General features: G+C 60.1%; 11 protein-coding genes. 3 read left to right on the top strand and 8 right to left on the bottom strand.

Features of this window, described 5'->3' with window-relative positions; translation table 11 throughout:
* Positions 1-14: 14 nt before the first annotated feature.
* From P3S72_RS27660 to rpsU, 4 genes are all read right to left on the bottom strand, one after another.
* On the bottom strand, positions 15-3,758 hold the full coding sequence (locus P3S72_RS27660; RefSeq protein ID WP_276195147.1) for a bifunctional diguanylate cyclase/phosphodiesterase: 3,744 nt from the start codon (positions 3,756-3,758) through the stop codon (positions 15-17).
* 135 nt (positions 3,759-3,893) lie between these two features.
* On the bottom strand, positions 3,894-5,744 hold the full coding sequence (rpoD, locus tag P3S72_RS27655) for an RNA polymerase sigma factor RpoD (RefSeq protein WP_276195146.1): 1,851 nt from the start codon (positions 5,742-5,744) through the stop codon (positions 3,894-3,896).
* Positions 5,745-5,811: 67 nt separating this feature from the next.
* Positions 5,812-7,782: a DNA primase gene (gene dnaG / locus P3S72_RS27650; RefSeq protein WP_276195145.1), complete on the bottom strand. Its 1,971-nt coding sequence runs from the start codon at positions 7,780-7,782 to the stop codon at positions 5,812-5,814.
* A 449-nt stretch (positions 7,783-8,231) separates the two neighbouring features.
* Positions 8,232-8,447 (bottom strand): 30S ribosomal protein S21, encoded by a 216-nt coding sequence (rpsU, locus tag P3S72_RS27645; protein WP_002551877.1) that lies wholly within the window; start codon positions 8,445-8,447, stop codon positions 8,232-8,234.
* Between the two features lie 203 nt (positions 8,448-8,650).
* Between rpsU and tsaD the strand changes: the two genes are divergently transcribed.
* Positions 8,651-9,676 (top strand): tRNA (adenosine(37)-N6)-threonylcarbamoyltransferase complex transferase subunit TsaD, encoded by a 1,026-nt coding sequence (tsaD, locus tag P3S72_RS27640; protein ID WP_247395853.1) that lies wholly within the window; start codon positions 8,651-8,653, stop codon positions 9,674-9,676.
* Between the two features lie 33 nt (positions 9,677-9,709).
* Here tsaD and plsY read toward each other — a convergent pair whose 3' ends face one another.
* Complete coding sequence (gene plsY / locus P3S72_RS27635; protein ID WP_025857033.1) at positions 9,710-10,279, bottom strand: glycerol-3-phosphate 1-O-acyltransferase PlsY; 570 nt, start codon at positions 10,277-10,279, stop codon at positions 9,710-9,712.
* A gap of 72 nt (positions 10,280-10,351) precedes the next feature.
* Here plsY and folB point away from each other — a divergent pair, with 72 nt between their 5' ends.
* Both folB and folK read left to right on the top strand, forming a co-directional pair.
* Positions 10,352-10,705 (top strand): dihydroneopterin aldolase, encoded by a 354-nt coding sequence (gene folB / locus P3S72_RS27630; RefSeq protein ID WP_276195143.1) that lies wholly within the window; start codon positions 10,352-10,354, stop codon positions 10,703-10,705.
* Complete coding sequence (gene folK / locus P3S72_RS27625) at positions 10,696-11,214, top strand: 2-amino-4-hydroxy-6-hydroxymethyldihydropteridine diphosphokinase (protein WP_276195142.1); 519 nt, start codon at positions 10,696-10,698, stop codon at positions 11,212-11,214. The genes folB and folK overlap by 10 nt, the downstream gene beginning before the upstream one ends.
* On the opposite strand, the gene P3S72_RS27620 is transcribed toward folK, so the two are convergent.
* The 3 genes from P3S72_RS27620 to P3S72_RS27610 form a co-directional block, all read right to left on the bottom strand.
* On the bottom strand, positions 11,209-12,438 hold the full coding sequence (locus P3S72_RS27620; protein ID WP_276195141.1) for a multifunctional CCA addition/repair protein: 1,230 nt from the start codon (positions 12,436-12,438) through the stop codon (positions 11,209-11,211). The two genes, folK and P3S72_RS27620, sit on opposite strands and share 6 nt — an antisense overlap.
* Positions 12,439-12,501: 63 nt before the next feature.
* Positions 12,502-14,064: a SpoVR family protein gene (locus P3S72_RS27615; protein ID WP_276195140.1), complete on the bottom strand. Its 1,563-nt coding sequence runs from the start codon at positions 14,062-14,064 to the stop codon at positions 12,502-12,504.
* Positions 14,061-15,332 (bottom strand): YeaH/YhbH family protein, encoded by a 1,272-nt coding sequence (locus P3S72_RS27610; RefSeq protein WP_276195139.1) that lies wholly within the window; start codon positions 15,330-15,332, stop codon positions 14,061-14,063. Before P3S72_RS27610 ends, P3S72_RS27615 begins: the two co-directional genes overlap by 4 nt.
* Between the last annotated feature and the right edge of the window lie 49 nt (positions 15,333-15,381).

The raw sequence follows: 15,381 nt of genomic DNA, 5'->3' as shown, positions 1-15,381 counted from the left end.
TAACAGGTCGCGGATTATAGCGATGGTTTCTCCACTGTGCTATCCGAAAAATCCTGAACCTTCATACGAAGAAACGTCGCGGCAAAAAGCTCCGGTGGCAGGGGCAGGCTGACGATGTAGCCTTGCATCTGTTCGCAGCCTTCGGCGGCGAGGAAGGTTTGTTGTGCGGGGGTCTCCACGCCTTCGGCAATGATGGTGAATTGCATGCTGTGGCCCAGGGCAATGATGGCGCGCACGATCGCCACGTCGTGGGGGTCGTCGGGCAGGCCGCGGATGAAGGATTGGTCGATTTTCAGGAAGTCCAGCGGCAGGCGCTTGAGGTAGCTGAGGGATGAATAACCCGTGCCGAAATCATCGATCGCCAGTTGTACGCCAAGGTGTTTGAGCTGGTGCAGCACGTCCAGCGCTTCTTCGGCCTGGCTCATGATGAAGTTTTCGGTGATCTCCAGTTGCAGGCAGCCCGGTTCGAGACGGTAATCGCGCAGTAACTGTTCGATGCGTGACAGCAGGTTGGGTTGGCGCAGTTGTGCGCCGGCGAGGTTGACTGACAGCGGGCCGAAGCGCTCGAAGGCGGTTTGCCAGGCGTGCATTTGTTGGCAGGCCTGTTCCAGGACCCAATCGCCGATTTGCAGGATCATGCCGTTCTCTTCGGCCAGGGCGATGAAGTGTTCGGGCGACACGTCGCCGAAGGTCGGGTGGTGCCAGCGGATCAGCGCTTCGGCGCCGATCAGTTGTTGGGTCTTCAGGCTCAATTTGGGCTGGTAATACAGGCTCAGCTCATCGCGCTCGATCGCCCGGCGCAGTTCGTGTTCCAGCGCCACGCGTTCTTTGGCCTGGGCGGTCAGGTCGCGGGTGTAGCCTTCGACACGGTTGCGGCCCTTGGCTTTGGAGCGGTACATCGCGGCGTCGGCGTTTTTGACCAGGGTGGCGACGTCCATGCCGTCCTGCGGGTATAGGCTGGTGCCGATACTGGCGCTGATAAAAAACTCGTGTTCGCCCGCCTGGAATGGCGGGGTGAAGCAGGCCAGTAGTTTATTGGCCAGGTACTGGGCGTCGCTGGCTTGCTGCAGGCCGGGCAGGAGGATGATGAATTCGTCGCCGCCCAGGCGGGCGACGGTGTCGATGTCGCGCAGTTGCTCCTTGAGGCGCACGGCGATGTTCTGGAGCAGCAGATCGCCGATCGGGTGACCGAGGCTGTCGTTGATGTGTTTGAAGCGGTCCAGGTCGAGGAACAGCACGGCGCCCTGGTTGCCGCTCTCCTGTTGATTGGCGAGCGCGGCCTGTAGCCGGTTTTCAAACAGCGTTCGGTTGGGCAGGCCGGTCAGCGGGTCGTGATGCGCCTGGTAGTCGAGGCGCGCTTGGGCGTGTTTCAGGCTGGAGATGTCGGCAAACACCGCGACGAAGTGCGTGATCGCCTGGTCGCGGTTGCGCACGGCGCTGATGGTCAGCCAACTGGGGTAGACCTCGCCGTTCTTGCGGCGGTTGGCGATCTCGCCTTGCCAATGCCCATGGGTGGTCAACTGGTGCCACATCGCGGCATAGAACGCGCTGTCATGCAGGCCGGAGGCGAGCAGGCGCGGGGTGTGGCCGAGGGCCTCAGCTTCGCTGTAGCCGGTGATTTCGCTGAAGGCGCGGTTAACGGCGCTGATGTTTTGTCGGGTGTCGGTGATCAACACGCCTTCGGCGGTGCTTTCGAAGACGGTGGCGGCCTGTTGCAGTTTTTCCTGCATCTGTTGGCGTTCGGTGATGTCCCGGGCGATGGTCAGCATGCAATCGTCATTGCCGATGGGCAGCGGGCTGCTGGACACCTCGCAGAGCCGAATCTGCCCGTCGCTGCGGCGGATATGGCAGATGAAATCGCGGACAGACCCGTCGCGTTGCAGCAGCTCCAGCATGTGTGTGCGTTCGTTGAGGTCGACCCAGATGCCCAGGTCCAAGGTCGACTGGTCAAGGGAGGTTGCGGCGGGGAAGCCGGTAATGCGGCTGAACCCCTCGTTGACCTCAATCAGCAGACCGTCGCTCTGACGGCTCAGCAGCAAACCGTCGGGCGAGGCGTGGAAGGCCTTGGCGAATTTTTCTTCAGACGTTTGCAACTGTTGCTGGGTTTCCTTGAGCTCGGTGATGTCGCGCACCACCACTACCAAGGCTTCGGTCGTGTCGAGCTGGAATGGCTCGGCGGAAATCAGCCCGGTAAAGGCTTGGCCGTTGCTGCGCAGGAAGGGCATTTCCAGGTTGCGAATGCTGGTGGACTGCACCCGTTTCAACAGCTCCAGGCCGATGCCCGGGATACCCCAGATATTCAGCGTAGTAGCGGTTTTACCGATCACGTCCTCGGCCTTCAGGCCTACTTGATCCTCAAACGCTTTGTTGACCTCCAGCAGGCAGCCATCGGACATCCGTGCGATCACCAGGATGTCGGGGCACTGCTGGAACACCGAGGCAAACTTTTGCTCGGATAACTGCAACGCCTCTTCCGTGCGCTTGGCTTCGCTGATATCGATCATCAAACCGCGCAGCACCGGTTCATGGCCGTGTTCGATCAGGCTGACAATGTCGCGTACCCACAGGCACCGGCCGTCGGCGGTGATCACTCGGTAATCGACGCTGTGATCGCGGTTGGCGCGGGTTTCGCGGTAGCAATAGGCTTCTGTGCGCGTCAGGTCGGCGGGGTGAATGATGTTGCGCCAGAAGCCTGGAATCAGCCAATGGGCGCTAGGGTAGCCGAGTAATTCTTCGGCATGCGGCGACACGTAGCTGTAGGTGAAATCGGCAATGCTGGCCTCCCAGGCAATGGCGGACAAGCTTTCCACCAGGCCGCGATAGTGATATTCGCTGCTGCGCAATTCCTGCTCGAGGGCGACACGCCGGGAAATTTCTGAACTGAGCCGACGATTGATCCTAATCACGATGACCAATACGGTGCTCAGCAGCAGTATCGTGGGCAGGCCATACGTCAGCAGATCCGTCCAGAACGTGTGGTGATCGGTGAGGCTGCCGCCCCAGTGTTGCTGGATCGCTTGCGTTTCGTCCGGGCTGAGGTCGGCAAGGACCTTGTCCAAAATCCCCACCAGCATTTTGTTGTCACGAGGCACGCCCATTGCGAGTTGGTAGCGGTAGGGCGTTTCACCGCTGACGTACAAGCCATCGAGCTTGAGCTGGCGCAGGCTCCACACGATCGAGGCCAGGTCGCCGACCACCGCGTCCACTTCATCAGTGGCCAGCGCTTGCAGGGTCGAGCTCACATTCGGCATGGCCACCAGGTTGAGGTCGGGGTGGTGGGTGCGCAGCAATTCATGGGGCGCGTAGTTTTCCACCACGGCAATCTTGAGCCCGTAGAGGTCCTTCAGGTTGCGCGGTTGCGCACCGCCTTCATGGGCGAGGATGACGATGGGGAAATCCAGGTATGGCCGCGTGAACGCCATATAGGCCTGGCGCTCGGGGGTGGACATGATGCCCGGCAGCAGGTCGAGCTGGTTGTTGCGGGCCTGCTCGAGTACAGCGCTCCAGTTTATCGGCTCGATCAGCTTGATCCTGACGCCCAGGCGGTCCTGGATAAGGCGCACGTAATCCGCCGCCAAGCCTTGGTAGCGACCATTCTCGTCGCGGTATTCGAAGGGGGGCCAGGAGGCATCCACCCCCAGGCGCAGCTCCTGGTGGTCCGCCAACCAGCCACGCTCATCCTCCGTGAGAGTCAAGGCGCCAGCCGTTGCGGTCCAGGTCAGCAGCGACAGCAACAGCACAGTCGGCAATCTGGGCATAACGGTCTCGTTATGGCACGGGGAATGTTTCGAGTGTAGACGGGCATTGCGAGGATGGGGTGTTGCGCGGGACTGAATCTATAGAAAGTAATCTATAGAAAGCAAAACCCCCGGCTTGGGCCGGGGGTTCTGGGATCACTCGTCGAGGAAGGAGCGCAGATGCTCGCTTCGCGTCGGGTGGCGCAACTTGCGCAGCGCCTTGGCTTCGATCTGACGAATCCGCTCACGGGTCACGTCAAACTGTTTACCGACTTCCTCAAGGGTGTGGTCGGTATTCATGTCGATGCCAAAACGCATGCGCAGTACCTTGGCTTCACGGGCAGTGAGGCCGGACAGTACGTCGCGAGTCGCTTCTTTAAGGCTCTCAACGGTGGCGACATCGATTGGCGACTGCATCGTCGAGTCTTCGATGAAGTCACCCAGGTGGGAGTCTTCGTCATCACCGATCGGGGTTTCCATGGAGATCGGCTCTTTAGCGATCTTCAATACCTTGCGGATTTTATCCTCAGGCATTTCCATGCGTTCGCCCAGCTCTTCCGGGGTCGGTTCGCGACCCATTTCCTGCAACATCTGCCGGGAAATACGGTTGAGCTTGTTGATGGTCTCGATCATGTGCACCGGAATACGGATGGTGCGGGCCTGGTCGGCGATCGAGCGAGTGATCGCCTGACGAATCCACCAGGTGGCATAGGTCGAGAACTTGTAGCCGCGACGGTATTCGAACTTATCCACAGCCTTCATCAAGCCGATGTTGCCTTCCTGGATCAGATCGAGGAATTGCAGGCCACGGTTGGTGTACTTCTTGGCGATGGAGATCACCAGACGCAAGTTCGCTTCAACCATCTCTTTCTTCGCGCGGCGGGCCTTGGCCTCACCGATCGACATGCGACGGTTGATGTCCTTGATCTCGGCAATCGTCAGACCGGTTTCGGTCTGAAGTGCGGTCAACTTGTGCTGGCAGCGGATGATATCGGGCTGCAGGCGACCAATGGCTTCAGCGTATTTCGCCTTGCCCTTGGCCAGTGCGTCGGTCCAGCTTTCGTCAACTTCGTTGCCCGGGAACTGGCGCAGGAAGTCGGTACGCGGCATGCGCGCATCACGAACGCAGAGCTGCATGATCGCCCGCTCTTGTGCGCGCAGACGCTCAAGGGCACTGCGAACGCGTTCAACCAGGCCTTCGAATTGCTTCGGCACCAGCTTGATCGGCATGAACAGCTCAGCCAGCGCCGCCAGTTCGGCAATCGTCAGCTTGTTGGAGCGACCGTGCTTTTTCAGGGCTTTGCGGGTGATTTCCATTTGATCGGAAACCGCACCGAAACGCTGGGCAGCGACGATCGGATCTGGACCGCTTTCGACTTCATCTTCGTCATCGGTGCTGGCTTCAGCGTCGTCCTCTTCGGCATCGTCGTCCGCTTTCACGGCTTTCGGGTCGACAGGCGGCGGCACTTCGGCAGCAGGTGGCGCAATGCCGTCGTCCGGGTCGATATAACCGCTCAGGACGTCGGACAGGCGGCCACCTTCGGTGGTGACGCGAGTGTACTCGGAGAGAATGTGGTCAACCGTGCCAGGGAAGTGCGCGATTGCGCCCATCACTTCACGGATACCCTCTTCAATACGCTTGGCGATTTCAATTTCGCCTTCGCGTGTCAGCAACTCGACGGTACCCATTTCACGCATATACATGCGCACAGGGTCAGTCGTGCGACCGATGTCGGTCTCCACCGCGGCCAACGCGGCAGCGGCTTCTTCAGCTGCTGCCTCGTCGGTATCGGAGTCGGCCAACATAAGGGCGTCCGCATCCGGAGCACTCTCGTGTACGGGGATCCCCATGTCATTAATCATGCGGATGATGTCTTCCACCTGCTCTGGATCTGAAATATCCTCAGGCAGGTGGTCGTTGACCTCTGCGTAAGTCAGATACTTCTGCTCACGACCCAGGGTGATCAACTCTTTGATACGAGACTGCTGTTGCGCTTTTCCGGACATAACACCCTATCCACTGAAGGTCTTGGCGGGCAAAAAACAAGCCGAGGATTATACCCGAGCTACGACCTCACGCGCCAGTTAAGGTCGGGTTTGATGCGGAAACATTCTGTTTTAAGAGGTCGCGCATCTGTTTTGCTATCTGAATTTGCTCTTCAGCCGATAATCCCGGCTGCCTCGCTCTCTTGATGAGTTCATCGAGGGTCTGCGTGTGCTGACCCGCAGATAACCTAGTAATGGTGTCTAAAAACTGTTGTTCAAGGTTATCGCCGTCAATTAGCCACTCCTTTTCCGCGAGGGCTTTCAACAAACGACCTTGTTCGGTGCCATGCCAGCGGGCCATCAGTTGGATGGAGTTTAGCTTAGGATTTTTCTGCACGGCCTCGATCAGTGCGATCAGGACCTGGGCATAGGTGTTGCTCTCGTTGGCAAAGTGCTCGGCACTCTCCACCTTGCCCGCCAATTGCGGATGGTGGATGAGTGTGCGCAAGGCAATCAGCGTAGGTGCTTCTACGGCCACCGGGGTGCGCGGGGCGTAGGCCTCGTCGCGATCACCCCGCTTGCCGTTTTTGCTCCAGGGTTTCTTGTCCCATTTCTTGCCGCCGGCGCCGGGCTTTTTCGGTGTCCACTCCTGCTGGGGCGTGTAGGCCTCCTGCGATTGGTGGAAGTCGGAATAGTCCGGCATGGCGTCGTAATCCATGCCTGGGTCGTAGGCGGGCGGTGCGTCTTGCGGCGCGCTGTGGACCAGTTGGCTGACCGCTTCGCCGCTCAGTCCGGTGATTTCCAGCAGGCGCTGACGCATCAGGATGCGCAGGTTGGCGCCCGGCACTTTGTCGATCAGCGGCGCTGCGAGGGTGGCCATGTGCGCCTTGCCTTCGAGGGAGCGCGGGTCGGCTTCTTCGGTCAGTTGTTGGAAGAAATAGTCCGCCAGCGGTTGCGCATGTTGATTGATGCGCGCGCGGAAGGCGTCGGTGCCTTCGGAGCGGACCAGGGTGTCCGGGTCTTCGCCTTCGGGCAGGAACAAAAAGCGTGCGCGGCGTCCATCCTGCAGGCACGGCAGCGTGGCTTCGAGGGCGCGCCAGGCGGCGTTGCGGCCGGCCTGGTCGCCGTCGAAACAGAACAGCACGCTGGGTACTACACGGAACAGGCGCTTCAAGTGTTCTTCGCTGGTGGCGGTGCCCAGGGTCGCCACGGCATTGCGCAGGCCCTGCTGGGCGAGGGCGATCACGTCCATATAGCCTTCAACCACGATGATTTCGTCGAGGTTGCGGTTGTTCTTGCGCGCTTCGAACAGGCCGTAGAGTTCCTGGCCCTTGTGAAACACTGGGGTTTCCGGCGAGTTGAGGTACTTGGGCTTATCGTCCCCGAGTACGCGGCCACCGAAGGCGATGATCCGGCCGCGGCTGTCGCGGATCGGGAACATCACGCGGTCGCGGAAGCGGTCGTAGCGTTTGCCGGTCTCGGCGTTTTCCACCAGCAGGCCGGCGTCGATCATGGCTTTTTGCTGGAGGGTGTCGCTGCTCAGGTGTTTGTACAGGTTGTCCCAGCCCGGCGGGGCGAAGCCCAGGCCGAAGTCGCGGGCGATTTCGCCGGTCAGGCCGCGACCCTTGAGATAGTCGACGGCGGCCTTGCGCTGCGGATGGCTCTTGAGTGCCTGGCGATAAAAGTCGGCGGCGGCGGTCAGGAGTGGGTACAGCGGCGAATCGGTGGGTTGTCGCGGTTTGTGCGGGCGGCCACTTTCTTCGCGGGGGATTTCCATGCCGGCGGCTTTGGCCAGTTCCTCGACGGCCTGGGGGAAGTCCAGGTTGTCGTGGTCCATGATAAAGCCGAGGGCGTTGCCGCCCGCGCCGCAGCCGAAGCAGTAGTAGAACTGCTTGTCGGGGCTGACGCTGAACGACGGGGTCTTTTCCTTGTGAAACGGGCAGCAGGCGGTGTAGTTCTTGCCCGCCTTCTTCATTTGCAGGCGCGAGCTGACCACATCGACGATGTCGGTGCGGTTCAGAAGGTCGTCAATAAAGCTCTGGGGAATTAGCCCGGCCATGGCGTTCTCGTCATCACTGCGTGGGAATGAGGGCCCGTGAAGTGCTCAAGCGCACGTATCGTATGGCTCGACCATCAATCGTCTGCTTGGGCTGTCAGGAAGTGTATCTGCCGAACATTCACTGACGTTAATTTCTATTCAGTCTGTTCGGCGAAGAAATGTCGCCCCGGCGTCCGGTTTAGGCCAATGGCGGGCCTCGGAAGCGCATCGATGGGCACAGCCGACACAGTCGATCGTCTGCTTGAAGAAATTAAGTGTGCTCGTCAGTAGCCTTGTTAGGCTCGTCAGAAGAGACGCGCACCGCTGGCAGAAGAGCCAGTCCTGACGTGTGAAGCTGTGTCTCGGTCGCGTGTGCGGCGTCGACGATGAAGCATCAAGCGATATCCGCAAATGCCAACAGCCCGGCTGAGGGCCGGGCTTGGCAGAAGCTTGCTACGAACGTCTGTGTATTAGTACAGACGAACGGCGCGGCGCTGCTCGCGCTGAACTTTCTTGGCGTGACGCTTAACAGCGGCTGCTGCTTTACGCTTACGCTCAGAAGTTGGCTTCTCGTAAAATTCGCGGCTACGAACTTCAGCCAGAACACCGGCTTTTTCGCAGGAGCGCTTGAAACGACGCAGAGCTACGTCGAAGGGTTCGTTCTCTTTTACTTTGACGGCTGGCATCCAGAGCTACCTTCTTTCATTACCGGGAATCAACGTTCTCGTCGCAAAAAATTCGCGGCTGAGGTCGTCGGTTTTTAAGGGTTGCGGATGTTAACCCCTCATTGCCAGGAATGCAAAGCCTCTGATCGAAAACCGCTAGTCGGGAGGGGGTGTGGCGACTATTATGCGCGCCTTCGAATTCAGCCTCTACAAGGCGCAAACCCATGCTAGTACTGGGACTTGAAACCTCCTGCGACGAAACCGGTGTCGCACTTTACGACAGTGAACGCGGGCTTTTGGCCGATGCACTGTTCAGTCAGATCGACCTGCACCGTGCCTATGGCGGCGTGGTGCCGGAGCTTGCCAGCCGTGATCACGTCAAGCGCATGCTGCCGTTGATTCGCCAGGTGCTCGACGAGGCCGGCTGCGTGCCGACCGAGATCGATGCGATCGCCTACACCGCCGGCCCAGGATTGGTCGGAGCCCTTCTGGTTGGGGCTTCTTGCGCCCAAGCGCTGGCATTTGCCTGGGATATTCCGGCCCTCGGCGTACACCATATGGAAGGCCATCTGTTGGCGCCGATGCTGGAAAAAACACCGCCGCAGTTCCCGTTCGTCGCTTTGTTGGTTTCGGGGGGGCATACGCAGCTGGTTCAGGTCGATGGGATCGGTCAATACACGCTGTTGGGCGAGTCCCTGGATGATGCCGCCGGTGAAGCATTCGACAAGACCGCGAAGATGATGGGCCTCAATTATCCCGGCGGTCCGGAAATCGCGCGCCTGGCTGAAAAGGGGGTCGCCGGCCGCTTCACCTTCCCGCGGCCGATGTGTGATCGCCCGGGCCTGATGTTCAGCTTCAGCGGCTTGAAAACCTCCGCGTTGAATACCTGGCAGCACAGCGTCAGCGCCGGGGACGACAGTGAGCAAGCCCGTTGCGACATCGCGCTGGCGTTCCAGCAGGCCGTGGTGGAGACTTTGACCATCAAGTGCAAGCGTGCCCTGAAACAGGCGGGCATGCAGCGCCTGGTGATCGCAGGCGGCGTCAGCGCCAACAAGGCTTTGCGCGCGTCCCTGGAAAAAATGCTCGGCGACATGAAGGGCGATGTGTTTTATGCGCGCCCCGAGTTCTGCACTGACAACGGCGCGATGATCGCTTATGCCGGGTGCCAGCGCCTGCAGGCCGGTCAGCACGAAAGCCTGGCGATCAGCGTACAGGCACGCTGGCCGATGGAGCAGTTGTCACCGTTGTGAGCGCTCAAGGTGAGCGGGATTCATCGGCGGGATTTAAAAATGCCGTTCGCGCCCGGCAAACAGGTCGCGTAAATTGCCGCGATGGCGCCAGACGATCAGCAGGGTCAGCACGCTCATCGGCAACAGCGCCGCCGGTTCCTGCCAGGCCAGCAACGGCAGGGTGAGCGGCGTGGCGATCAGTGCGGCCAGCGAGCTGGTGCGGGTCAGGTAGAACGTCAGCAGCCAGGCGAGCACCGCCAGCAGCGCTGCCGGAGGGTAAATCCCCAGCAGCATGCCGGCCGCCGTGGCGACACCCTTGCCGCCGCGAAAACGAAAGTACAGCGGAAACAGATGGCCGAGGACGGCGCATACGCCAATCCAGGCTTGCTGTTGCAGGGTAAGGCCGGCGAGGCTGGCGATCAGTACGGGCAGCAGGCCCTTGCAGACGTCGCCCAGCAGCGTCAGGACGGCGAGCTTCTTGCCGGCCAGGCGCAACATGTTGGTGGCGCCGGCATTGCCTGAGCCACTCATTCGCGGGTCGGGATTTCCCGTCAGGCGGCTGAGCAAAATGGCGAAGGACAGCGAGCCGAGCAGGTAGGCGAGAATCGCCAGTGACCAAAACATGCTAACTATTCCGGGCGAGGACGCCCTGATTCTAACGGGGCATCGCGCCCTTGTCGTGCTGCGGAGAAGAGCTTGGACAGAGTGTTTATCGAAGGCCTGGAAGTCGACACCGTGATCGGGGCCTACGACTGGGAGCGCGGCATCAAGCAATGCCTGCGCCTGGACCTGAGTTTCGCCTGGGACAACCGCCCGGCCGCCGCGGGTGACGACCTCACTCTGGCGCTGGATTACGCCAGTGTGTCCGCGCGCATCCAGGCCTTTGCCGAGCAGTCGCAATACCAGTTGGTGGAAACCTTTGCCGAGCGTCTGGCCGAAGTGCTGATGAATGAATTCCAGATTCCCTGGCTGCACCTCAAATTGACCAAGCCGGGGGCCGTGCCGGCCGCCAAGGGCGTGGGCGTGGAGATCGAGCGCGGATGTCGCTAACTCAGATTTACCTGGGTCTTGGCAGCAATATGGAGCGCGAGCCCCATCTGCGTGCGGGCCTGGATGCGCTGGCGGGCTTCTTGATCGACGTGCGCTGCTCGGCGGTGTTCGAGAGCCAGCCGGTGGGCATCAAGAGCGGGCCGTTCTTCAACCTGGTGGTGTCGGCTTTCACCGATCTGTCGTTGATGGAGCTGGATCGCCGGTTGAAATCCATTGAGGCGGACAATGGCCGCTATGCGCCGGATCGCAAAGGCCTGCCGCTGGATATCGATGTGCTGTTGTACGGTGACCTGGTGGGTAACTTCGATGGCCTGGTCCTGCCGCGTGCAGAAATCCTGAAAAACGCCTTTGTGCTATGGCCGCTGTCGATGATGGCGCCGGATCGTGTACACCCTGAAGTGGGCAAGACGCTGGCTGAGCTGTGGCGGGATGCGCAGATCGATCAGGTGCTGGCGCCCGTCGGATTCGAATGGCAGGGCCAGCAACTTACACCCAGCACGCTCCTATAGGGCGTGTTGGTTCTTGTAGGCTTTCAATGTCTTGAGCCGTTCGCGCTTCAGGGCCTCGCCCAGTTCGGGGCCTTTAAAGCCCTTTTCCAGCAACGGCGCCACCGCGACCTCGCGCGCGGCCTTTGCGGCGCCGCGCAAATAATCAGCCTGTGGATAACTGCGTTGCTCGAAGCCTGTGCGACCTCGTGCGTCCATCTCGCAGGCGACCACAAACTCTTCAAAACGCTGCGGCCGACGGTAAACGTCAAAACTCTGCAGCAACTCCAGCAATGTCGAGGCTTTCAGCTCCAGCGCGCGATGACCATGGGTGTGGTATTGGCCCACCAGCAGCGCCAGTTCCTGGCAGTCCTTGGGCGCCTTGAAGCGTTCATTGACCGCTTTGATCAGCTTCAGGCCGCGCTGCTCGTGGGCAATATGCTGCGGCAACTTATCCACAGGCGTCAGGCCTTTGCCGACGTCATGCAGCAGGCAGGCCCAGCGCACCGTCAGGGGCTGATGATGCACGGCGGCCTGTTCGAGCACGCTCAAGGTGTGAACGCCGGTGTCGATCTCGGGGTGATGGGCTGCGGGCTGCGGCACGCCAAACAGTGCGTCGACTTCCGGCATCAAGGTTTTCAGGGCGGCGCAATCGCGCAGCACCTGGATGAACACCTGGGGTTGATCTTCCATCAGGGCGCGGGAAATCTCTTTCCAGTTGCGCTCTGGCGTCAAGGCTTGCAGTTCACCGGATTCGCTGAGTTGACGCATCAGGTCCAGGGTTTGCGGGGCTACCGTAAAACCCAGGTGGGCGTAGCGCGCAGCAAAACGCGCAACCCGCAATACACGTAGTGGATCTTCGGCGAACGCCGGGGAAACGTGGCGTAAAATGCGTGCTTCAAGGTCGCGCTGGCCGTGATAGGGGTCGGTCAGCCTGCCGTCGTCGTCCTCTGCCATGGCGTTGATGGTCAGGTCGCGGCGGATCAGGTCTTCTTCCAGCGTAACTTCGGGGCTGGCGTGAAACACAAAGCCGCCATAGCCCCGGCCGCTCTTGCGCTCGGTACGGGCGAGGGCGTACTCGTCGCCGTTTTTCGGGTCGAGGAATACCGGGAAGTCCGCGCCCACCGGTTTGTAGCCCTTGGCGAGCATTTCCTCGGTCGTTGCGCCGACGACGACGCGGTCGATATCGGTGACTTTGATGCCGAGAAGGCGATCACGCACCGCGCCGCCGACTGTGTAGATTTTCATGAAAAAGCCTCCATTAGCCGCACAGGATAACGCCTGTGTCCGGCCAATGGAGGCTTTGCCGTTTCAGAGATGAACGACGGCCAGGTCCAGGCGGCCGTAATCGTTGTCGTTGTGATCGCTGCGCGGCGGTACGTGGTGGGTTTTCATCACCTGATCGCCCTGCAGGGTTTCCAGGTGGATATCGAACCCCCACAGCCGATGCAGGTGCTTGAGCACTTCCTCAGTGGACTCGCCCAGGGGTTTGCGGTCGTGCTGCTGGTGACGCAGGGTCAGCGAGCGGTCGCCGCGCACATCGATGCTGTAGATCTGCACGTTGGGCTCGCGGTTACCCAGGTTGTATTGCGCCGCCAGGGTTTCGCGGATGGTGCGGTAGCCGGGTTCGTCGTGGATGGCCGGCACCGTGAGGTCGTCCTTGAGGTCGTCATCGAGGATGCTGAACAGCTTGAGGTCGCGAATCACCTTGGGCGACAGGTATTGCAGGATGAAACTCTCATCCTTGAAGCTGCTCATGGCGAACTTGATGGTGGAAAGCCAGTCGGTGCCGGCGATTTCCGGGAACCAGTGGCGGTCTTCTTCGGTGGGGTGTTCGCACATGCGCCGGATGTCGCGGTACATGGCAAAGCCCAGCGCATAGGGGTTGATGCCGCTGTAATACGGGCTGTCAAAGCCAGGTTGCAACACCACGCTGGTGTGGGAAGTGAGGAACTCCATCATGAAGCCGTCGGTGACCAGGCCTTCGTCGTACAGATCGTTGATCAGGGTGTAGTGCCAGAACGTTGCCCAGCCTTCGTTCATCACTTGGGTCTGGCGCTGTGGGTAAAAGTACTGGGCGATCTTACGCACGATGCGTACGATTTCCCGTTGCCAAGGCTCTAGCAGCGGCGCGTGTTTTTCCAGGAAATAAAGGATGTTTTCCTGAGGTTCGGCGGGGAAGCGTGCATTGTCCTTGTCGCTGTTTTTGCCTGCGCGTTTGGGAATGGTGCGCCATAGGTCATTGATCTGCTTCTGCAGGTGTTCTTCACGCTCCTTCTGGCGCAGGCGTTCTTCTTCAGCGGAAATCGGGTAAGGGCGTTTGTAGCGATCGACGCCGTAGTTCATCAGGGCATGGCAGGAGTCGAGTAAGTCTTCCACCGCATCGATGCCGTGGCGCTCCTCGCACTGCATGATGTACTGCTTGGCAAACACCAGGTAATCGATGATGGAACTGGCGTCGGTCCACGTGCGAAACAGGTAGTTGCCCTTAAAGAAACTGTTATGCCCGTAGCAGGCATGAGCCACCACCAGTGCCTGCATGCAGATGGTGTTTTCTTCCATCAGGTAGGCAATGCACGGGTCGGAGTTGATGACGATCTCGTAGGCCAGGCCCATCTGGCCGCGGCTGTAGGACTTCTCAGTGCTGAGGAAGTGTTTGCCGTAGGACCAATGGTGGTAGCCCAGGGGCATGCCGACCGAGGCGTAGGCGTCCATCATCTGTTCGGCGGTGATCACTTCGATCTGGTTGGGGTAGGTGTCCAGGGCATAACCGGCCGCGATACGGCTGATTTCCCGGTCGTAGGCCTGGATCAGTTCAAAGGTCCACTCGGACCCGGTGGAAATGGGTTGGCGTTTCTGCTCTTTGGCGGTCATGTCACTAACCTGCGCTGGAAGAGTTCACGGAAGACCGGGTAGATATCGCCGGCCGAGACCAATTGCTGCTGGGCGAATGTATCGGCGAAGGCTTCGCCGATGCGCTCGTATTCGAACCACAGCGCCTGATGCTCACGAGGAGTGATCTCGACATACGTGTAGTACTGCACGAATGGCATGATCTGGTTGATCAAGATATCCCGGCAGATCGGCGAGTCGTCGTTCCAGTTGTCGCCGTCGGAGGCCTGCGCTGCGTAGATATTCCAATCGTTGGCCGGGTAGCGCTCGGCCATGATTTCCTGCATCAGTTTCAACGCGCTGGAGACGATGGTGCCGCCGGTTTCCCGCGAGTAGAAGAACTCTTCTTCGTCGACTTCCCGGGCGCTGGTGTGGTGGCGGATGAAGACCACATCGATCTTGTCGTAGTTTCGCTTGAGGAACAGGTACAGCAGGATGAAAAAGCGCTTGGCGATGTCTTTGGTGGCCTGGGTCATGGAGCCAGACACGTCCATCAGGCAGAACATCACCGCCTTGGAGCTTGGGTTGGGTTGTTTGACCAGCAAGTTGTATTTCAAGTCGAAGGTGTCGAGGAACGGCACGCGGTGGATGCGCGCGCTGAGTTTCTCGATTTCCGCCTCGATTGCCTGGATATCGCCGAAGTTGTCCGGCTCTTCGCGCTTCATGCGCTCCAACTCTTCCTTGGCCTCTCTCAGTTTGGCGCGGCTGCTGCCGGACAGGGCGATACGCCGGGCATGAGCCGAACGCAGGGTGCGGATAATGTTGATTCGCGAAGGGTTGCCTTCATTGCTGATCCCGGCGCGCACGGTCTTGAACGTGTCGGTGCCGGTCAGGTTGCGCTTGACCAGGTTGGGCAGCTCTAGGTCTTCGAACATGAACTCGAGGAATTCTTCTTGGGTGATCTGGAACACGAACTCATCCATGCCTTCGCCGGAGTTACCCGCCTTGCCGGGGCCCTTGCCGCCGCCACCGCCTTGGGGGCGCGGGATATGTTCGCCGGTGGTGAATTCCTTGTTGCCCGGATGCACGACAGTCTGTTTGCCGCCCCGGCCGTGGTGCAGCACCGGTTCGTCGATGTCGCGTCCGGGAATGCTGATTTGTTCGCCATGCTCCATGTCGGTGATGGAGCGGCGGCTGACGGCCTCTTCAACGGCCTTTTTGATGTGGTCACGGTAACGCCGCAGGAAACGTTGACGGTTTACCGTGCTCTTGTTCTTGCCATTGAGGCGTCGGTCGATCACATAGCTCATGGGGAGCCCTCCGGGCAGCTTCACGTTACAAGCTTCAAGCCGCGAGCTG

Source organism: Pseudomonas sp. D3, from assembly GCF_029320995.1.
Classification (GTDB): domain Bacteria; phylum Pseudomonadota; class Gammaproteobacteria; order Pseudomonadales; family Pseudomonadaceae; genus Aquipseudomonas; species Aquipseudomonas paraveronii.
The sequence above is the reverse complement of the archived record's forward strand: the minus strand, read 5'-3'. Positions and strand labels throughout refer to the sequence as shown.